The sequence below is a fragment of the Streptomyces sp. Ac-502 genome (assembly GCF_045222935.1).
In the GTDB taxonomy this organism is placed as follows: Bacteria; Actinomycetota; Actinomycetes; order Streptomycetales; family Streptomycetaceae; genus Streptomyces; species Streptomyces monomycini.
In genome coordinates, this window is sequence record NZ_JBHFFO010000001.1 from 6,619,209 (window position 1) to 6,636,746 (window position 17,538).

Below are 17,538 nucleotides of genomic sequence, written 5' to 3' on the forward strand. Positions count from 1 at the left end.
GCCCGCCGACCAGCTTCCGTGCCTCCAGGTCCATCACACGACCGGCCCGACGCCCTTGGCCAGCAAATCGCTCTGCCGGATTCCGGCTGCCTGCAACATCGGCCACCTGGCGTGCTCCGCGTACTGGAGATTCACGCGGCTGTTCAGGTGCCCCTGCGCGTCCGTCTCGTACCCCCGTACCGAAACCCGCACAGCGAACACATCCCGTTCCCCACCCACGCGTCCTCCTCCGGTCTGCCGCCAGGACCGCTGCCCTACCTCCGGGGTAATGGCCTTCGGCCACCCTCTGCCGTCACAGTGACAACAACGTCCCTACCCCACAAGCGACTTACGGAGGACCCGTGCCCGCCTACGCCTTCGCCCGCCTCCGCGACCGCACGCCCCACCCCGAGGTGTACGTGTACCTGGAGCGCATCCAGGCCACGCTCACGCCGTACTCCGGGCGCTTCCTCGCCCACGGGGACAAGCTGGAGGTCCGGGAGGGCGCATGGCCGGGCAGCCTCGTCCTGCTGGAGTTCCCCGGGCTCGCCGAGGCCCGCGCCTGGTACGACTCCGACGCCTACCAGGAAATTCTCCCCCTGCGCACCCGCCACATAGCGGGCGACGTCATCCTCTTCCCCGGCCTCCCTGCCGACTACGACCCCACCACCCGCGCCGAAGCCCTGAAGGCGGCCGCGGCACGCACGCCGGCTCAGTGAACGACGACCCCGGGAACGAGGGCGACGAGCCCGGAGACGAAGCTCCCCACCCCGGCCAGCGTGATGACCACGGCCTTGCCGTCCGAGAACAGCCCCGCGCAGAACGCGCGCACCTGCCGCCGGACGATCAGCATCTTCAGCTTCTGCCACCGGTGCTGGCGGATGTGGCACCCCAGCAGCAGCCCGTAGGCGTTGTTGCGACAACCGTCCGGGCGCCCACGTACCGGGGCGCCGCACGGCATCGGAGCCTGGAAGAAACTCCACAGGAACACGGCGGCGGACAGGGCGATCACCAGGGCCGGCCCCGCGGCGGCATGAACCCACGCCGCAATCAGCAAAACACCGGCCAGCACACCCCACCACTGCCGCAGCCCGCCGAGACGCCCGCCACGTGCCCCCGAAGTCGCCATGAGAAAAGGGTGGCGGCTCAAGGGGGTGATGACGCCCGGCGGGAGCTGTCCGTCTGAATGTGAGACTGCGTCTTCCGCCCAGGGGCCACCACTGCTCCGCCGGGCCCGGGCCGTCTCGGCGGGCGGCCCGGCACATCAGCCCCGACTCACCCGTCGGCCTGCGCCACCCCCACCGGGCAGCTCACCCCCGTCCCCCCGATCCCGCAGTACCCGGCCGGGTGCTTGTCCAAGTACTGCTGGTGATAGTCCTCGGCCGGGTAGAAGGGGCGGTCCGTGGCCGGGAGTATTTCGGTGGTGATGTCGCCGTGGCCCGCGGAGTGCAGGACGGACTGGTAGGCGGTGCGGGAGGCCTCGGCCGCCTGTTGGTCGGCGGGGGAGTGGGTGTAGATCGCGGAGCGGTACTGGGTGCCGGTGTCGTTGCCCTGGCGGAAGCCCTGGGTGGGGTCGTGGGACTCCCAGAAGAGCTTCAGGAGGGCGGCGTAGGAGACCTTGGCGGGGTCGTAGACGACGCGGACGGCTTCGGTGTGGCCCGTCAGGCCGCTGCACACCTCTTCGTAAGCCGGGTTCGGGGTGTGGCCGCCCTGGTAGCCGGCCAGGGTCGTCCAGACGCCCTCGGTCTGCCAGAACTTGCGCTCGGCGCCCCAGAAGCAGCCCAGGCCGAAGTCGGCGATCCGCAGGTGCTCGGGGTAGGGGCCGAGGAGCGGGTTGCCGAGGACCGTGTGCCGGTCGGGGACGGGGAAGTCGCGTTCGGGGCGGCCCTTCAGGGCTTCCTCCGGGGTGGGCAGGGCGTTCTTGAAGCGGTTGAAGAGCATGACGTCTCGCTCCGTGGGTGAGGGAAGAGGACGGTGGCCGGCTGCCGGGACAACGCCGGACGGGGGAGACGCATTCCGGGGAGGGGGACGGGGACGGGGGCGGGAACCGGGATGGAGCCGTCGCCGGGGCGGGGAGGGGTCACGGGTGCGGGCGGAATTCGGACGAGGTGCCGCCGCCGCGTTCCCAGCCGGCCACGGCCAGGGCGCGGAACGCGGCGTACTCGGCGGCGGGGCTGCTGCCGTACGACCACGGGACGGCGCCGACATGGCCGTCGACCAGGCGCAGCTGCTCCACGGCCTCCGCGTAGCGCTCGGCGTGCACGAGGAACCAGATGAGCAGGTGCCGGACGTGCGGGGCCATGGGGTGGTCCGCCGGGGCCTCGCGCAGGGCGAAGTGTGCGCCCTCGATCGCGCGTTCGACGACGGCGCTCTGGAAGAGGCTGCTGACCATGTTGGCCTCGGGCAGGTGGTCGTAGACGGCGAAGAGCGGGAGGGCCGGGAGCAGGCTCTTGGCGGGGGCGGCCGAGGCGGCGCTCTCGGTGAACGCGGCGGCCTCCTCCTTGGAGCCGTGCCACTTCTGCGACCAGTAGGGCAGGGCGGCGAGGTGCGCGCCCATGTGGTGCGGGGCGCGCTGGGCGACCTTCGACCACAGGGCGTCGTAGTCCGCGCGGCGGTCGCCGAGGCCGCGGGCGACGGCCAGCTCGGTGATGTACGGGACGGGGCTGCCGGGGGCCAGCAGGGCCGCCTCGTGGCAGACCGTCCGGGCCTCCTCCAGGATCATGCGGAAGTCCTGCGAGGCGGGGTCGCGCAGCGCCTGGATGACGAGGAACTGGGCGTGGGTCTGGGCGCCGCCCGGGTCCTTGGGCGCCTCGGAGCGCCACGTCCGCAGCCAGATGCCGCCCTGTCCGGGCCGCTCCGCCAGCTCGAACGCCGCGGCCCCGGCGAGCGTCTGCACCCGCTGCCAGCGGCGTTCCCAGTCCTCGCCGGTGGCGCTCAGCAACTGTGCGGCCGGGCGCCAGTCGTGCGTGCGCCGGATCTCGTCGAGGGTGTCCTCCAGCTCCCGGTCGGGTCCGGGCAGCCGTACGTCGAGCTCCTGGGCCGGGACGAATCCGTAGCCGGCCATGGGGTCGGCGGCCAGCGTCAGCCCCTGCTGGGCCTGCTGCGTGGCCTGGCGGCGCCGCAGCCAGGGCAGCAGGACGAGCCCGCCGAGCGCGGCAGCGGCGAAGAGAACCAGCAGAACGTCCATGTGGTCAGTCTCGGATTCCGGTCTTGGGATGCGGATGGGGAGGGGATGGGGTGGGTGTGGCGTCGTGGTGGTGCGGCAGGGGTGGAGCGCGAAGGTGTCTTGTATGTATCCACTATCCAGCGAAGCAGAAAGTTCCGAAAAGTTCGCGGGTGTGGACGACTACCCTCGGCAGACATGAGCGATCAGCGCGAGGAGCGCCCCCAGAATTTCGAGACCCTTGCCATCCACGCAGGTCAGGAGCCCGACGAGGCGACCGGCGCGGTGGTACCGCCCATCTACCAGGTGTCCACCTACAAGCAGGACGGCGTGGGCGGGCTGCGCGGCGGCTACGAGTACAGCCGCAGCGCGAACCCGACCCGTACCGCCCTGGAGGAGAACCTGGCCGCCCTCGACGGCGGCCGCCGCGGTCTGGCCTTCGCCTCCGGGCTCGCGGCCGAGGACTGCCTGCTGCGTACCCTCCTGGTCCCCGGTGACCACGTCGTGATCCCCAATGACGCGTACGGCGGCACGTTCCGCCTCATTTCGAAGGTCGTCGAGCGGTGGGGCGTGGAGTGGTCGGTCGCCGACACCTCCGACCCGCAGGCCGTACGGGACGCGCTGCGCCCCCGTACCAAGGCGATCTGGGTGGAGACGCCCAGCAACCCGCTCCTCGGCATCACGGACATCGCCGCGCTCGCGGCCGTGGCGCGCGACGCCGGGGTCCGCCTGGTCGTGGACAACACCTTCGCCAGCCCTTACCTCCAGCAGCCGCTGGCCCTCGGCGCGGACGTGGTGGTCTACTCCACGACCAAGTACATGGGCGGACACTCGGACGTGGTCGGCGGCGCGCTCGTCGTCAACGACGCCGAGCTGGGCGAGGAGCTGGCCTACCACCAGAACGCGATGGGCGCGGTCGCCGGTCCGTTCGACGCGTGGCTGGTGATGCGCGGGCTGAAGACGCTGGCCGTACGGATGGACCGGCACAGCGCCAACGCGGCCCGGATCGCGGAGCTGCTCGCCGCGCACGACAAGGTGTCGCAGGTCTGCTACCCGGGCCTGAAGGACCACCCCGGCCACGAGATCGCCGCCAAGCAGATGCGTTCTTTCGGCGGCATGGTGTCGTTCCGTGTGGCGGACGGCGAGCAGGCCGCGGTGGAGGTGTGCAACCGCGCCAAGCTGTTCACCCTGGGCGAGTCGCTGGGCGGCGTGGAGTCGCTGATCGAGCACCCGGGCCGGATGACGCACGCCTCGACGGCGGGCTCGCTGCTGGAGGTCCCGAACGACCTCGTACGGCTCTCGGTCGGCATCGAGTCGATCGACGACCTGGTCGCGGACCTCACGCAGGCGCTGGGCTAGGAAGCACTCGACTCAGGCGCCGGGTCAGGAAGCACTCGACTCAGGCGCTGGGCTTGAGAGGTGCTTCAGGCGCTGGGACAGCGGCGCCCGGAGTGCCCCGGCCCCTGCTCACCACCCTTCCAGCGGAGGGGTGGTGTGCGCCGGCGGCGGCAGCCACGGCTGGTCGACGGCCGCCCAGGCCAGGAGTGCTGCCAGCGCCGCCACGGCCAGCAGCCACAGCAGCCGGCGCGCCAGCCGCCGGTGGACCAGCAGCCGTCGGCCGCTCGCGGCGGCGCGCAGCGCCAGGTCGGGCGGGACCGGCGGGTGCGGTCCGTCCAGCATCCGCCGGACCTCGGTCTCCTTGCGGTCCGGCAGGCTCATGGCGTGGCCGCTTCCGGGCGCGGGGCAGGCGGCGGCAGCGAATCCGGTGCGGTGGGTGCTGGTGGCGCGGTCGGTGAGATTGGTGTGGTTGACGCGGCTGGCGTGGTTGGTGGCGCCGGTGGGGCCGGTGGGGCTGGCGTGTCCGGTACGCCGACAGGTTCCGCTGCCGGTGCTCCGACCTGTACCGGCGGCCCCGCGTACCCGGCGGGAGGGGCGCTGCGCATGCGCCCCACGGCCCGCAGGCACAGCGTGTGGACGCGTTCGGCGGGCAGGCCCAGCTGCGCGGCGGTCTGCTCCTCGGCGACACCCTCGTAGAGACGCAGTACGAGTACCAGCCGCTCCTGCGGCGGCAGCCGCCCCAGGAGGCCGCCGGGCGGCGGTCGCCTGCCGTGTCCCAGGGCGCGGGGGAGCCGTTCCCGCCAGGCGGAGTGCGCGAAGTGGGCGGCCATCTCCTGGCGCGCGCGGTCGTACGGGTCCTCGCCGCGCAGCCGGTCCCAGGCGGCGTACGTACGGGCCAGCGCCAGAGTGAGCAGGCGTTCGGCGGCGGGTGCGGGCCGGTCCTCCGGCTCGGCGGTCAGGAGTGTGGCGGCGCGCAGCAGACGGCCGGCCGCGCCCGCGACGAACGCCTCGAACTCCCGGGCACGACGGCGTTCCTGGGCTGCTCGCCGCTCTCGCACAGCTCCATGGCACGGCAGGCCCGGCACGGGGTCAAGAGGCGGCAGGGAAAAACCGGGGGCGTGGCAGGGCGGGCCGCGCTTGTTCCCCTCGCTCTCCCTGCTGCGCGGCGGCCGGGCCGCCGGCCGCCGAGGAGCGGACGGGCCGGGATCCGGCTGCTGAGGGACCGACGGTCCGGGGCGGGCCCGCTGAGGAATCGACGGTCCGGGGCGCGTCCGCTGAGGAACCGACGGATCAGTATCCGCCGCCGAGGAACCGACGGACCAGGGCCCGACCGCTCAGGAGCTGGACGCCACCGGCGGCAGCGTCGCGGTGACCGTGGACAGGGAGGTGTTGAAGCGCGTCAGCAGGCTGCAGAACGAGTCCCGCTCCTCCTCCGTCCACTCCTCGGTGACCAGCGCCATCAGGGCGCGGCGGGAGGCCCGTACCTCTTCCAGCCGGGACCGGCCGCGCTCGGAGAGCTGGAGTACGACCGCACGGCCGTCCTCGGGGTGCGAGGCGCGGTTGACCAGGCCGGAGTCGACCAGTGGGGCGACCTGCCGGGTGACGGTCGAGGAGTCGATGCCCATGCCGGCGGCCAGCGCCTTGACACCCATCGGGCCCTCTTTGTCCAGCCGGTTGAGGAGCAGGTAGGCGGCACGGTCCATGGAATTGCGTGCCTGGCCGACGCCGCCGAGCCGGCTCTGTTCGGCGCGGCGGGCGAAAACGGCGACTTGGTGTTGCAGCGCGTCGAGAAGAGCGGGGTCGGTGTGGGTCGTCATGTCCGAAGAGGTGGGCATGGCCGGGAGCTCGCTTCATGGGATGCGTACGGATTGGGGGACAGAGTACGCGGCCCCGGCGCGGACCGTACCGGCGCTGTCCAAAGACGTGCCTCGGCGGCGCCGGTCCGGCGGCCCCGGGCCCCCGCCGCGGACCGAACTGTAAGACTGGGCTTCATGGCCGATCACACGCCGCACGAGCACACTCCCGCCCCCGGTTCCTCTTCGGATTCCGCTTCCGCTTCTGCCGCCGGTCAGCGACCCGGCCCGGCATCGGTCCCGGCACGTGCGGAGGTGCCCGGTACCGGTGCGCAACCGGCGTCGAATTCCGGTTCCGCCTCCGTTTCCGGGCCGGGCGCGGGCCCGGCGGCCGCCGCCTCCGCCGGGCTCGGCGTCGAGGACGTACGGGAGGCGCAGAAGATACTGTCCGGCGTCTCGCGGTCCACCGCCTTGGAGGGGAGCCGGTACCTGTCCGGTTTGGTGGGGGCGCCGGTGCATCTGAAGTGCGAGAACCTGCAACGCACCGGCTCCTTCAAGATACGTGGCGCGTACGTGCGGATCGCGGCGCTCTCCCCGCGGGAGCGGGCGGCCGGGGTGGTCGCCGCCAGCGCCGGGAACCACGCGCAGGGCGTGGCGCTGGCGGCCTCGCTGCTCGGGGTGCGTTCGACGGTGTTCATGCCGGTCGGCGCGCCGCTGCCGAAGGTCGCCGCGACCCGTGAGTACGGCGCCGAGGTGCGGCTGCACGGCCAGGTGGTGGACGAGACGCTGGCCGCCGCCCAGGAGTACGCCGAGGCGACGGGCGCGGTCTTCATCCACCCCTTCGACCACCGGGACATCATCGCGGGCCAGGGCACGGTCGGCCTGGAGATCCTCGAACAGTGCCCGGAGGTGCGCACGATCGTCGTGGGCATCGGCGGCGGCGGGCTCGTCGCGGGCATCGCCCTGGCGGTCAAGGCGCTGCGGCCGGACGTGCGGATCGTCGGGGTGCAGGCGGCGGGCGCGGCGGCCTACCCGCCGTCACTGGCGGCCGGGCGGCCGGTGTCGATCGAGGCGCCGGCGACGATGGCGGACGGCATCAAGGTCGGGCGGCCGGGCGACGTACCGTTCAAAATTGTCGGCGATCTCGTCGACGAGGTCCGTACCGTGTCCGAGGACGAGCTCTCCAGCGCTCTGCTGCTCTGCCTGGAGCGGGCCAAGCTGGTCGTGGAGCCGGCGGGGGCGAGTCCGGTGGCGGCGCTGCTGTCGCGGCCCGAGTCCTTCGAGGGGCCGGTGGTCGCGGTGCTGTCCGGGGGAATGTCGATCCGCTGCTGATGCAGCGCATCCTGCGGCACGGCATGGCCGCCGCGGGGCGCTACCTGTCGCTGCGCCTGCGGCTGACGGACCGGCCGGGGGCTCTCGCGACGCTGCTCGGAGTGCTGTCGGAGGTCGACGCGAACGTGCTGGACGTGAGCCATGTGCGGACCGATCCGCGGCTCGGGCTCACGGAAGCGGAGGTGGAGCTGCATCTGGAGACCAAGGGCCCGGAGCACTGCACGGAGGTCAGCTCGGCCCTGCGGGCGGCGGGTTACACCGTCATGGGCTGAGGTGCGCCGCGGCGCACGGCCGGCCGGCCGTGCGTCCACGAACGCCGTCTGACGTATATCGCGATGTATCGCGAGTGCAGTATGGTCCGGGTCGCGGGGGCGCTGCGCCGTGTTTCAGGGCACCCTCGGTGCCGGGTATATGACCGTAGAGCGGCTCATATCCGGTGAAAGTAACTTCTTCCCGGAGTCAACCCATACCTTGGGAGAACCCACATGCCAGGCGCCATTTACGCCGAGGGTCTGGTGAAGACCTTCGGCAAGGTGAGGGCTCTGGACGGCGTCGACCTCGACGTCCCCGAAGGAACCGTCCTCGGACTGCTCGGCCCGAACGGTGCGGGCAAGACCACCGCCGTACGAGTCCTGACCACCCTGCTCCAGCCGGACCGCGGCACCGCGGTCGTCGCCGGCATCGACGTGCTCGAGCACCCCGACGAGGTACGCCGCTCGATCGGTCTGTCCGGCCAGTTCGCCGCCGTCGACGAGTACCTGACGGGCCGCGAGAACCTGACCATGGTCGGCCGGCTCTACCAGATGAGCGGGCGCGCGGCGAAGGCCCGGGCCACCGAGCTGCTGGAACGATTCCGCCTCACCGACGCCGGCGACCGGCCGGCCAAGACCTACTCCGGCGGCATGCGGCGCCGGCTCGACCTGGCGGCCGCGCTGGTCGTCAGCCCGCCCGTGATGTTCATGGACGAGCCCACCACCGGCCTGGACCCGCGCAACCGCCAGCAGCTGTGGGAAGTCATCGAGGAACTGGTCGCCGGCGGCACGACGCTGCTCCTCACCACCCAGTACCTGGAAGAGGCCGACCACCTCGCGCACGACATCTGCGTGGTCGACCACGGCCGGGTCATCGCCCGCGGCACCTCCGACGAGCTCAAGGCGCGTACGGGCGGCGAGCGGGTGGAGGTCGTCGTGCACGCCGCCGAAGACATCGGCACCACCGACGAGGTGCTGCGCGGCTTCGGCAAGGGCGCGAGCAAGATCGAGCGGCACACCCGCAAGATCACGGTGCCGGTGTCGGGCGGCGCCAAGCTGCTCGCCGAGATCATCCGCGAACTCGACGTACGCGGTGTCGAGATCGACGACATAGGGCTGCGCCGGCCGACCCTGGACGACGTGTTCATCTCGCTGACCGGCCACGCGGCGGAGGCTGCGGAGGGGAACGGCGAGGGCGGGGACGGGAGCGGCGGGAGCCGGAACGGCGCGACCGTGGACGGCGAGAGCGGGAACGGCGCGGGCGGGTACGGCGCGAACGGAGGCGACGAGAACGGAGGCGGCGCGACCGTGGACGCCATGGACAGCGGCGCGCTCGCGGGGCGCCCGGCGCGCCGGGCGGCGAAGCGGGCCCGGGACACCGAGGAGGGTGCCGAATGAGTACCGTCACGCACACCGCGCCGCCGGCCGGAGCGCCGGGACGACGGCCCGCCGCCGGGCAGGAGCAGCCGTCATGAGCAGCGCGTCCGACTCCCTGGTCCTCGCCCGGCGGAACCTGATCCGTATGAAGCGGATCCCCGAGATGATCCTGTTCGGGCTGGTGCAGCCGATCATGTTCGTGGTCCTGTTCACGTACGTGTTCGGCGGCTCGATCCAGGTCGGCGGCTCGGTCTCGCAGCAGACCTACCGCGAGTTCCTGATGGCGGGCATCTTCGCGCAGACCGTCACCTTCGCCACCGCCGGGGCGGGCGCGGGCATCGCCGACGACATGCACAAGGGCCTGATCGACCGGTTCCGCTCGCTGCCCATGGCGCGCGGCGCCGTCCTCACCGGCCGGACGCTCGCCGACCTGGTGCAGACCGCGCTGACGATGGTCGTGCTCGCCCTCGTCGCGCTCCTCATCGGCTGGCGTACGCACACGGACATCGGCAGCGTCCTCGCGGGCTTCGCCCTGCTGCTCCTGCTCGGTTACGCGTTCTCCTGGATCGGCGCGCTGATCGGCCTGTCCGTACGCACGCCGGAGGCCGCCACCTCGGGCGGGCTGATCTGGCTGTTCCCGCTGACGTTCATCTCCAACGCCTTCGTGGACTCCAACAAGCTGCCGACGGTCTTCCGGCACATCGCGGAGTGGAACCCGTTCAGCACCACGGTCCAGGCCGCCCGTGAGCTGTTCGGCAACCTGCCGCCCGGCTTCAAGACCCCGGACGCCTGGCCCATGCAGCACCCGGTCGTCGCCTCGGTGCTGTGGTCGGTGCTGATCCTCGTCTTCTTCCGTACGCTCGCGGTCCGCAAGTACCGCAAGGCGGCCGGCTGACCGGAGACCGGACGGGGCGCACACGGACGCGACCGGCCCGGAGCCGCTGGGGCTCCGGGCCGGTCGTCGTCGGGCCACGGGCGGACGCGGCCCGGTGGTCAGCCGTTGTACGGCTTGGCTTCGAGGATCTTCACCGAGGCCGTCTTGCCGCTGGGGAGCTCGTACCGAGCCGTCTCGCCGATCTTCTTGCCGTTCACTCCGGAGCCCAGCGGGGACTGCGGGGAGTAGGTCTCGATCTCCGAGCTCGCGTACTCCCGCGAGGCCAGCAGGAACGTCAGGGTGTCGTCCGGGTCTCCGTCGAACGCGATGGTGACGACCGTGCCGGGGGCCACGACACCAGTGGCGGCGGGCGCCTCGCCGACCTTCGCCGACTCCAGCAGCTGCTTGAGCTGGCGCATCCGAAGGTCCTGCTTGCCCTGCTCTTCCTTGGCCGCGTGGTACCCGGCGTTCTCCTTCAGGTCACCTTCCTCGCGGGCCGCCGCGATCTTTTCGGTGATCTCGGCGCGTGCGGGACCAGACAGGTACTCCAGCTCGGCCTTGAGCTGGTCATACGCCTCCTGGGTCAGCCAGGTGACGTTGTCGCTGGTCTGGGTCACAGGTGCTCCTCGTCGGTGCTGGGGATAAATCAAACGCCCTACCAGGAAGGCTGCGCCTCCACGGGTGGGCGAAACCACGAGCCTAACAATTCCGGCACAAAACGGGGAAGGGGAATTTCGCCGGGAACGTCATCCGGCCGGATCGTGCCCGGTCAGCGCGCCGGCCCGGAGCGGGCCCGGCGACACACCGGGCGGTGCGGGGCGCGGGGGCCGCGGGGCGGCCGCCGGGGTGCGCCGGATCAGCCGCCGGAGGACGTGCAGCCGACCAGGACGGCGTTGGTCGCCCGCGCCGTCGTACGGATCGTGACCTCGACGTCCACCTGCTCCTTCGGAGCGTCCACGGTGACGTCCTTGCGCCCCACCTCGGCGCCGCTGTCGGCCTGCGAGCGCAGCGTGCACGTACCGGTGTCGTCCTTGCCCTTGACGACCTCCAGATGCACCTTGACCGCGCTGTCCGAAACCCGGTCCCAGGTGATCACCCGGCCGCTGAGGTCCTGCCCGGAGATGTAGGAGAAACCGGACCAGCCGACCACACCGAGCAGCGCCACGCCCAGCACGGCGCCGACGATCTTCAGCTTGCGGTCGGCGCGCTGGTCGGCGGAGCGGCCATAGCGTCCGTCGGGCAGCCCTTCGCGCACCGCGCTCATGATCGTCCTCCTGCCGGGGGCTCCGGAATTAATCGCCCCGTGCTTCGGTCACTATAGGAAACATCTTCTCCGGCCTTTCACTGAGGATCGAGTCTTGACTGAGCAGCTGCGACTGATGGCAGTCCACGCCCATCCCGACGACGAGTCGAGCAAGGGCGCGGCCACCATGGCCAAGTACGTGTCCGAGGGGGTGGACGTGCTGGTCGCCACCTGCACGGGCGGGGAGCGCGGCTCCATCCTCAACCCCAAGCTCCAGGGCGACCCGTACATCGAGGAGCACATCCACGAGGTGCGCAAGAAGGAGATGGACGAGGCCCGGGAGATCCTGGGCGTCAAGCAGGAGTGGCTGGGATTCGTCGACTCAGGGCTGCCCGAGGGCGACCCGCTGCCGCCGCTGCCCGACGGCTGCTTCGCCCTCCAGGACGTCGACGCCGCGGCCGAGCCGCTGGTGAAGCTGATCCGCGAGTTCAAGCCGCAGGTCATCACGACCTACGACGAGAACGGCGGCTACCCGCACCCCGACCACATCATGACCCACAAGATCACGATGGTGGCCTTCGAGGCGGCCGGCGACCCGGAGAAGTACCCGGAGGCCGGCGAGCCCTGGCAGCCGCAGAAGCTCTACTACAACCAGGGCTTCAACCGGCCGCGCACCGTCGCGCTGCACGAGGCGCTGCTGGAGCGCGGCCTGGACTCTCCGTACGGGGAGTGGCTGGAGCGCTGGAAGGAGTTCGAGCGCCGTGAGCGCACGCTGACCACGTACGTGCCCTGCGCCGAATTCTTCGAGATCCGCGACAAGGCGCTGATCGCGCACGCGACGCAGATCGACCCCGACGGCGGCTGGTTCCGGGTGCCGATGGACATCCAGAAGGAGGTCTGGCCCACGGAGGAGTACGAGCTCGCCAAGTCGCTCGTCGACACGTCCCTCCCCGAGGACGACCTCTTCGCGGGCATCCGCAACAATTGACTCCATGATGAGCGCGACTAGCACCCTCGCCGTGACGCCCTTCGTCACCCTTGCCGACAGCTTCGACAAGGACAAGGTGACCCCGGGCGTCCTCGGCTTCATCGTGTTCGCGGTCATCGGCGGCGCCGTGTGGCTGCTGATGAAGTCCATGAACAAGCGGATGAAGAAGGTCGACTTCGAGGAGGCTCCGGAGGCGCCCGGCACCTCCGGCGGCACGGAGACGCCCGGCGCCGTGAAGGGGCAGGCGAAGAATCAGGCGCCGAAGAATCAGGCGCCGAAGAGCCAGGCGCCGAAGAGCCAGGCGCCGAAGAACCAGGCGAAGGGGCAGCCCTCGGGGAAGGCACGGCCCGAGGCGGGCTGAGCGCGTCCCCGGACGTCTTGCTGTGCCGGGGGACACCTCCGGCCGCCCAGGCCACCCCGGTCACCCCACTGAGGGATCGCCTCCGGCCACCCCGCCGGGGAGCGCCCCAGGTCACTGCGACGAGGGAACGGTCACCCCCATGACCTCGCGCGCGTGGCGGTTCGGCACCATGCCGAGCCGCCATGCCTCCCACCCCGTTTCCGGCTCGACGCCGCGCTCCAGCAGCAGCGCGAACGTCTCCGCGCAGTCCTCCAGCTTCGAGTCCCGGGTCGGGTGCCTTTCCTGCGCGAGCCGGGCCAGCTCCTCCTGCGCGACCGCCGCGCCGACCACCGAGCCGCCCGGTGAGGCGAACGGCAGCAGCGTGCAGCGCAGGAAACGGGCCCAGTCCTCGCCGCGCCGGTCGCCGTAGCCGGCGAACGTCCGCGCCGCCTCGTCGGCCAGCTCCAGCGCCTGCGCCGCGCGCCCGTTGCCCGCGTCGATGATCACCAACTCCAGGCAGGACCACGCCTCCCCGTGCGGCACGCCGATCCGCTGGAAGTCCTTGCGGGCGTCCTGGAGGAGCTGCCGGGCGAAGCCGCTGTTGCGCAGTGAGCCGGTCTGCGCGGCCCGCAGGTCACGGGTGACGCGCCCCGAGTGGTGCCGGGCGCAGGCGAGGCCGTAGCCGTCCTGCATCCGGCTGAACATCGTCCGGGACCGCTCCAGGTGCCGCAGTGCCGCGTCCAGGTCGCCCTCCTCCTCCAGCGACTGGCCGAGGTAGTACAGCGTCCACGCCTCGCCGCGGGCGTCCTCGTGGCGGCGGTGCAGGGGCAGGGCCTGGCGCAGCCGGTCCACCGCCGGGGCCGGGTCGGCGTCCACCAGCCGGGCCCGCGCCAGCTGGGTCATCGCCCACGCCTCGCCGCGGTCGTCGTGCGTACGGCCGTACAGATCCATGGCCGCGTGGAACTCGCGCTCCGCCTCCGGGACCTCGCCCATCCGCAGATACACCTGGCCGAGCTGGAAGTGCGCCCACGCCTGGCCGTGCAGGCTCTCGCTCTCCCGGTGCAGCTCCAGGGACTCGCGCAGCAGCGCCAGCGCCTCGGCCACCTGCGCGCGGTCGCGCTCCACGGCCGCCAGGGCGTGCAGCGTCCAGGCCCGGTCACCGCGCACCTCCGGGCCGGACTGCATCTCCAGGGCCTCGCGCAGCTTCGCCGCGGCCTCCGTCAGATTGCCCTGCTGCTGGAGCGTGATCCCCAGGTCGCGCAGGGCGCGCGCGGCACCGACCGGGTGCTGCGCCTCGAAATACAGGTTGACCACCGACGTCAGGGTCGTACGGGCCTTGTCCAGCTCACCGAGCTGCCGGGCGGCGATGCCGGTGCGCCACTGCACGGACCGTACGAGCAGCCCCCGGTCGGCGGCCTTGGTCAGCTCGCTCAGCTCCCCGAGGCGGTACAGGTCGCCGCGCAGCAGGCAGTAGTCGGCCAGGGCGCCCAGCAGGTGCGAGACGGTCGCCTGGTCCACGTCCTGGTCGGCGTGGCGCAGCGCGGCGGTGATGAAGCTGGTCTCGTCGTCCAGCCACTGGAGCGCGGCGTCCAGCGAGGTGAAGCCGTGCGAGCCGAAGCGGTCGGCACGGGTGGACGTACGGCCGTCCACCAGGCGGATCACCGAGTCCGCCAGCTCCGCGTAGCTGCGGATCAGCCGCTCCTGGGCCGTGGCACGCTCGGCCGGGTCCTCCTCGTCCACCAGGCGGGCGTGCGCGAAATGGTGCACCAGGGCGTGCAGACGGTAGCGGTCGCCGCGCACGTGCTCGATCAGGCCCGCGGCGGCCAGCGCCGACAGCCGCCGCTCGGCCTCCGGCACGTCCACGCCCAGCAGCGCCGCCGCGGCGGCCGCCCCCAGGCTGGCCCGCCCCACCAGCGCCAGCCGGCGCAGCAGCCGGCGGGACGCCTCCGGCTGGTCGCCGTAGCGCAGCCACAGTGCCGCCTCGGCCGGGGTCGCCCGGTCCTCGGCGGCCGGAGAGCGCGCGGCGCTCTCCGCGAGGTCCGCCGCCAGCGTGGCGGGCGACCGGGGCCCCAGCGACGAACCGGCCACCCGCAGCGCCAGCGGCAGCCCCGCACACAGCTGCGCGATCCGCTCGACGGACTGATGGTCGTACGGACCGGTCTCGCCCACGGACTCGTCGGCCGCCGCCCGCAGCAGCTCCTCGGTGCCCGCCGAGTCCAGCGCGCCCACCGGCAGCTGATGCACCCACGCCTGGAGATCGCCGGGCAGGTCCATCGGCTCGCGGGTCGTCACCAGCACCAGGCTGTCGGAACGGTCCGGCACCAGCAGGCGCACCTGCTCCGGGTCCGAGGCGTCGTCCAGCAGAACCGTGACGGGCAGGCCCGTCAGATGCTTGTGGTACAGCTCCGTGAGCCGCTTGACGTGCTGCTCCTGGGAGGGGCGCTCGCGGAAGAGGAGCTGCTCGCGCGGCGCGCCGAGCCGGTTGAGCAGATGCAGCAGCGCGTCCCTGGTCGGCAGCGGCGTCTCGCCCGGGGTGTCCCCGCGCAGATCCACCACGCACGCGCCGCGGAACTGGTCCCGCAGCTGGTGCGCGGCCCGCACCGCCAGCGCCGTACGCCCCGAGCCGGGCTCGCCGTGCAGCACCACGACCGTCGGCCGGGTCTCCGTACTCGCGCGGGCCGCGTGCACCCACTGCGCGATCTGCGCCAGATGGGCCCGCCGCCCCGCGAACAGCTGCTCCGGCTGCGGCAGATGGGAGAAGGACTGCTCCAGCACGGACCGCTGGCGGGCCGCCGCGCTGCGGTCCGCGCCGCGCAGCTGCGGCACCCGGCTGCCGCGGGAGGCCGCGGGCGTACCGGAGGAACTGCCGCGCGCCGTCGCCGTGAGCATCCGCTGCTGGTCCAGGAACGGCCGGATACCGCGTACCTCCAGGGCCGTCAGCCATTGCAACCGCAACTGCTCGGGCCCGCCCGGCTGCCCGCGCATCCCCGCCTGCCGGTGGGCCGCGGGCCAGTGTCCCGCCGTCAGCTTCACGACCGTGGCCGCGGCGCCCGCGGCCACCACCGAGACACCGACGCCGAACGCCGTGCCGGGCCCCGTCCCGAACGCGAGGTCCGTGCCGAAGGCGGCGACCGCCGCGACCGCCGTGGCCACCGCGGGCGTGCTCAACTCCTTGCGCGTCAGCCGCTCGGACAGCGGGCGCTGCCCGGCCGCCGACTCGTCCAGCGCGTGCACGTACGCGCCGTACTCCTCGGACGCCGCACCGGCCAGTTCGTCCAGCACCGCCCGCGCCCGGGCCAGCAGCACACCCCGGTCCAGTGTCCCGCCCGAACGCCGGACCTCCTCCTCGACGGCCCGCGACAACAGCCCGTCCGCTTCCGCCCGATGACGGTCGCGCAGCACAGCCAGTGAGCCCGCCATGCCTTCCCCTCCTGCAGTTCCCAGCGTCCCGGCAGGTCCCGGCACTCCCGGACTCCCCGGCCTCCCACCGCTCCCCGACGGCCGGAGCAGCGCCCCGCCCCGGCCCGCGGTGATCGGTTCCCGTACCCACAGTGTTCCGCTTCCGCGCGAAATCCGGCAGGCCTGTGGATAACTCCCCGCGTTGGCCGTGGGCTATCCACCGAGGGGCTTTCGGGCTGGGTGGGCCGACCCGGCAGGACGTGGCCGACCCCATGGGCGTCACCAAGGGACGGGTGTCACAGATCGAGCGAGGGCACATCTCCGACCAGGGCATCCTCGCCCGCTTCGCCGTCGTGCTGGGCGACCGGCTGCACCAGGCCGGCTACTTCGGCGACGGGGACATCGCGGCGATCGCCTGAGCCCGCGACACGCACGCCCGGGGCCGCGAATCGCCACGAAGCGGGCGCGCGGCTCCTTCGCGCGGCGCCCTGGCCGTGTCCCGCGCGCCCTCGTCGCCGAACAGCTCTTGGTGTGCCGCTTCGATCTCCTGCTCGGTGAGCGCGCCGTGTTCGGCCTCGCGGGAGGCGACGATCTCGGCGAGCCCGTCCATCGCGAGCCGGTGGCGGACAGCTTCAGTGATGGCCTTGCAGCTCGATCAGACGGTTCCCAGATCCACGGCGACGGAGAAGGGCGCGGCAGCCTTGATCACGCCGGTGAACACCTCGCCGTCCCGGTAGGCCCTGGTGGCGGGGTCGAGGACGTAGGTGTAGATGACGGGGACGCCGGTGGCGGCCTGCTCGACCCGCCAGTAGAAGGGGATTCCGGCCTTGGCGTACTGGTTCACCTTCACGACCCGGTCGGTGGTCTCCGAACCGGGCGACACGACCTCGACGACCAGGAGTACGTGGTCGGGGCGGGTGGGTGTGAGGTCGATGGTCTCCGCCCGGTAGACGGTGACATCCGGGCGGCGGTTGGTGAGGGGAACGTCCTGCAGCCGGACGTCGAAGCCCGTGTCGGCGTTCCAGTCCGGCCTGCGGCGGCGTCCAGGGCATTGGCGAGTATCCGGGCCAGACGGTTGTGCCGCTTGGAGGCGCTGGGGCTCACGACGACCATCCCGTCCACGATCTCAATGCCGGCACACTGTTCTTCGGACCAGGAGTCGTACTGCTCCGCGGTGATCTGGGTGTGCATCCACGCGGGTGCCACCATCTCGGCGGACATGGTGTACCTCCTCCGAGGAGCCTCAACAGTTCGGGCGCTGCTGGGATCAGCCTACTGCCCTGTGCCGTCGAGGTGCCTGATACGGCGAGAGCGCGATCGTCCTTCCGCTTCGCTCCGTTCCGTCCCTGCCCCGGCTCACCGGCAGCCCTGAGGCCGGCGGTTCTCCCTGGACGCGTCGACGTCCGCCAGGTGGGCCCGGTGAGCCGCCCTGACGCCCTCGTCCCGGGCGAGTTGTGGCGG

The 17,538-nt window shown here is 72.2% G+C and carries 16 protein-coding genes and 4 pseudogenes; 8 read left to right on the forward strand and 12 right to left on the reverse strand.

Annotated elements, in window-relative coordinates:
• Window positions 1-39: 39 nt before the first annotated feature.
• Window positions 40-201, reverse strand: a pseudogene (locus ACEXOX_RS30280) (acyl-CoA thioesterase); the annotation flags it as partial.
• A gap of 140 nt (window positions 202-341) precedes the next feature.
• Here ACEXOX_RS30280 and ACEXOX_RS30285 point away from each other — a divergent pair.
• Window positions 342-698: a DUF1330 domain-containing protein gene (locus tag ACEXOX_RS30285; protein WP_406524263.1), complete on the forward strand. Its 357-nt coding sequence runs from the start codon at window positions 342-344 to the stop codon at window positions 696-698.
• On the opposite strand, the gene ACEXOX_RS30290 is transcribed toward ACEXOX_RS30285, so the two are convergent.
• From ACEXOX_RS30290 to ACEXOX_RS30300, 3 genes are all read right to left on the reverse strand, one after another.
• Window positions 692-1,108, reverse strand: coding sequence for a hypothetical protein (locus tag ACEXOX_RS30290; RefSeq protein WP_406524264.1), 417 nt, complete (start codon window positions 1,106-1,108; stop codon window positions 692-694). The two genes, ACEXOX_RS30285 and ACEXOX_RS30290, sit on opposite strands and share 7 nt — an antisense overlap.
• 146 nt (window positions 1,109-1,254) lie before the next feature.
• On the reverse strand, window positions 1,255-1,920 hold the full coding sequence (msrA, locus tag ACEXOX_RS30295; RefSeq protein WP_406524265.1) for a peptide-methionine (S)-S-oxide reductase MsrA: 666 nt from the start codon (window positions 1,918-1,920) through the stop codon (window positions 1,255-1,257).
• A 139-nt stretch (window positions 1,921-2,059) separates the two neighbouring features.
• Window positions 2,060-3,166, reverse strand: a complete 1,107-nt coding sequence (locus tag ACEXOX_RS30300; RefSeq protein ID WP_406524266.1) for a hypothetical protein — start codon at window positions 3,164-3,166, stop codon at window positions 2,060-2,062.
• A 174-nt stretch (window positions 3,167-3,340) separates the two neighbouring features.
• Here ACEXOX_RS30300 and ACEXOX_RS30305 point away from each other — a divergent pair, with 174 nt between their 5' ends.
• Window positions 3,341-4,501, forward strand: coding sequence for a cystathionine gamma-synthase (locus ACEXOX_RS30305; protein WP_030020633.1), 1,161 nt, complete (start codon window positions 3,341-3,343; stop codon window positions 4,499-4,501).
• Window positions 4,502-4,609: 108 nt separating this feature from the next.
• On the opposite strand, the gene ACEXOX_RS30310 is transcribed toward ACEXOX_RS30305, so the two are convergent.
• From ACEXOX_RS30310 to ACEXOX_RS30320, 3 genes and pseudogenes are all read right to left on the reverse strand, one after another.
• Window positions 4,610-4,861, reverse strand: coding sequence for a hypothetical protein (locus ACEXOX_RS30310; RefSeq protein ID WP_406524267.1), 252 nt, complete (start codon window positions 4,859-4,861; stop codon window positions 4,610-4,612).
• Between the two features lie 167 nt (window positions 4,862-5,028).
• A pseudogene (locus tag ACEXOX_RS30315) lies at window positions 5,029-5,538 on the reverse strand (sigma factor-like helix-turn-helix DNA-binding protein); the annotation flags it as partial.
• Window positions 5,539-5,814: 276 nt separating this feature from the next.
• A complete protein-coding gene (locus tag ACEXOX_RS30320; RefSeq protein WP_406524268.1) occupies window positions 5,815-6,315 on the reverse strand; it encodes a MarR family winged helix-turn-helix transcriptional regulator in 501 nt (166 codons plus the stop codon).
• 156 nt (window positions 6,316-6,471) lie between these two features.
• On the opposite strand from ACEXOX_RS30320, the pseudogene ilvA reads away from it, so the two are divergent.
• From ilvA to ACEXOX_RS30335, 3 genes and pseudogenes are all read left to right on the forward strand, one after another.
• Window positions 6,472-7,877, forward strand: a pseudogene (gene ilvA / locus ACEXOX_RS30325) (threonine ammonia-lyase).
• Window positions 7,878-8,090: 213 nt separating this feature from the next.
• Window positions 8,091-9,254: an ATP-binding cassette domain-containing protein gene (locus ACEXOX_RS30330; protein WP_406524269.1), complete on the forward strand. Its 1,164-nt coding sequence runs from the start codon at window positions 8,091-8,093 to the stop codon at window positions 9,252-9,254.
• A 73-nt stretch (window positions 9,255-9,327) separates the two neighbouring features.
• Window positions 9,328-10,128 carry an ABC transporter permease gene (locus ACEXOX_RS30335; protein WP_406524270.1) on the forward strand — a complete coding sequence of 267 codons (801 nt, stop codon included), beginning with the start codon at window positions 9,328-9,330 and terminating at the stop codon, window positions 10,126-10,128.
• A 98-nt stretch (window positions 10,129-10,226) separates the two neighbouring features.
• Here the strand turns inward: ACEXOX_RS30335 and greA are convergent, their stop codons facing one another.
• Together greA and ACEXOX_RS30345 are read right to left on the reverse strand one after the other, a co-directional pair.
• A complete protein-coding gene (gene greA / locus ACEXOX_RS30340; RefSeq protein WP_406524271.1) occupies window positions 10,227-10,724 on the reverse strand; it encodes a transcription elongation factor GreA in 498 nt (165 codons plus the stop codon).
• Between the two features lie 239 nt (window positions 10,725-10,963).
• Entirely contained in the window at window positions 10,964-11,371 is a 408-nt protein-coding gene (locus ACEXOX_RS30345) for a DUF4307 domain-containing protein (protein WP_361160184.1), read from the reverse strand.
• A 94-nt stretch (window positions 11,372-11,465) separates the two neighbouring features.
• Between ACEXOX_RS30345 and mca the strand changes: the two genes are divergently transcribed.
• Window positions 11,466-12,338 (forward strand): mycothiol conjugate amidase Mca, encoded by an 873-nt coding sequence (mca, locus tag ACEXOX_RS30350; protein ID WP_406524272.1) that lies wholly within the window; start codon window positions 11,466-11,468, stop codon window positions 12,336-12,338.
• A 4-nt stretch (window positions 12,339-12,342) separates the two neighbouring features.
• On the forward strand, window positions 12,343-12,699 hold the full coding sequence (locus ACEXOX_RS30355) for a hypothetical protein (RefSeq protein ID WP_406524273.1): 357 nt from the start codon (window positions 12,343-12,345) through the stop codon (window positions 12,697-12,699).
• 111 nt (window positions 12,700-12,810) lie between these two features.
• Here ACEXOX_RS30355 and ACEXOX_RS30360 read toward each other — a convergent pair whose 3' ends face one another.
• Entirely contained in the window at window positions 12,811-16,098 is a 3,288-nt protein-coding gene (locus tag ACEXOX_RS30360; protein ID WP_406524274.1) for a tetratricopeptide repeat protein, read from the reverse strand.
• Between the two features lie 239 nt (window positions 16,099-16,337).
• On the opposite strand from ACEXOX_RS30360, the gene ACEXOX_RS30365 reads away from it, so the two are divergent.
• Window positions 16,338-16,496 (forward strand): hypothetical protein, encoded by a 159-nt coding sequence (locus ACEXOX_RS30365; RefSeq protein ID WP_406524275.1) that lies wholly within the window; start codon window positions 16,338-16,340, stop codon window positions 16,494-16,496.
• Here ACEXOX_RS30365 and ACEXOX_RS30370 read toward each other — a convergent pair.
• Both ACEXOX_RS30370 and ACEXOX_RS30375 read right to left on the reverse strand, forming a co-directional pair.
• Window positions 16,460-16,687 (reverse strand): hypothetical protein, encoded by a 228-nt coding sequence (locus tag ACEXOX_RS30370; protein WP_406524276.1) that lies wholly within the window; start codon window positions 16,685-16,687, stop codon window positions 16,460-16,462. The two genes, ACEXOX_RS30365 and ACEXOX_RS30370, sit on opposite strands and share 37 nt — an antisense overlap.
• Window positions 16,688-16,732: 45 nt before the next feature.
• Window positions 16,733-17,298: pseudogene (locus ACEXOX_RS30375) on the reverse strand (Uma2 family endonuclease).
• Window positions 17,299-17,538: the final 240 nt, after the last annotated feature.

What these genes read in the sequence shown, in the direction of transcription:
- ACEXOX_RS30320 (WP_406524268.1), bottom strand. Translation starts at nt 6,315, where the DNA reads ATGCCCACCTCTTCGGACATGACGACCCACACCGACCCCGCTCTTCTC.
- ACEXOX_RS30370 (WP_406524276.1), bottom strand. Translation starts at nt 16,687, where the DNA reads ATGGACGGGCTCGCCGAGATCGTCGCCTCCCGCGAGGCCGAACACGGC.
- ACEXOX_RS30335 (WP_406524270.1), top strand. Translation starts at nt 9,328, where the DNA reads ATGAGCAGCGCGTCCGACTCCCTGGTCCTCGCCCGGCGGAACCTGATC.
- ACEXOX_RS30345 (WP_361160184.1), bottom strand. Translation starts at nt 11,371, where the DNA reads ATGAGCGCGGTGCGCGAAGGGCTGCCCGACGGACGCTATGGCCGCTCC.
- ACEXOX_RS30330 (WP_406524269.1), top strand. Translation starts at nt 8,091, where the DNA reads ATGCCAGGCGCCATTTACGCCGAGGGTCTGGTGAAGACCTTCGGCAAG.
- ACEXOX_RS30305 (WP_030020633.1), top strand. Translation starts at nt 3,341, where the DNA reads ATGAGCGATCAGCGCGAGGAGCGCCCCCAGAATTTCGAGACCCTTGCC.
- ACEXOX_RS30290 (WP_406524264.1), bottom strand. Translation starts at nt 1,108, where the DNA reads ATGGCGACTTCGGGGGCACGTGGCGGGCGTCTCGGCGGGCTGCGGCAG.
- ACEXOX_RS30300 (WP_406524266.1), bottom strand. Translation starts at nt 3,166, where the DNA reads ATGGACGTTCTGCTGGTTCTCTTCGCCGCTGCCGCGCTCGGCGGGCTC.
- ACEXOX_RS30355 (WP_406524273.1), top strand. Translation starts at nt 12,343, where the DNA reads ATGATGAGCGCGACTAGCACCCTCGCCGTGACGCCCTTCGTCACCCTT.
- ACEXOX_RS30310 (WP_406524267.1), bottom strand. Translation starts at nt 4,861, where the DNA reads ATGAGCCTGCCGGACCGCAAGGAGACCGAGGTCCGGCGGATGCTGGAC.
- ACEXOX_RS30360 (WP_406524274.1), bottom strand. Translation starts at nt 16,098, where the DNA reads ATGGCGGGCTCACTGGCTGTGCTGCGCGACCGTCATCGGGCGGAAGCG.
- msrA (WP_406524265.1), bottom strand. Translation starts at nt 1,920, where the DNA reads ATGCTCTTCAACCGCTTCAAGAACGCCCTGCCCACCCCGGAGGAAGCC.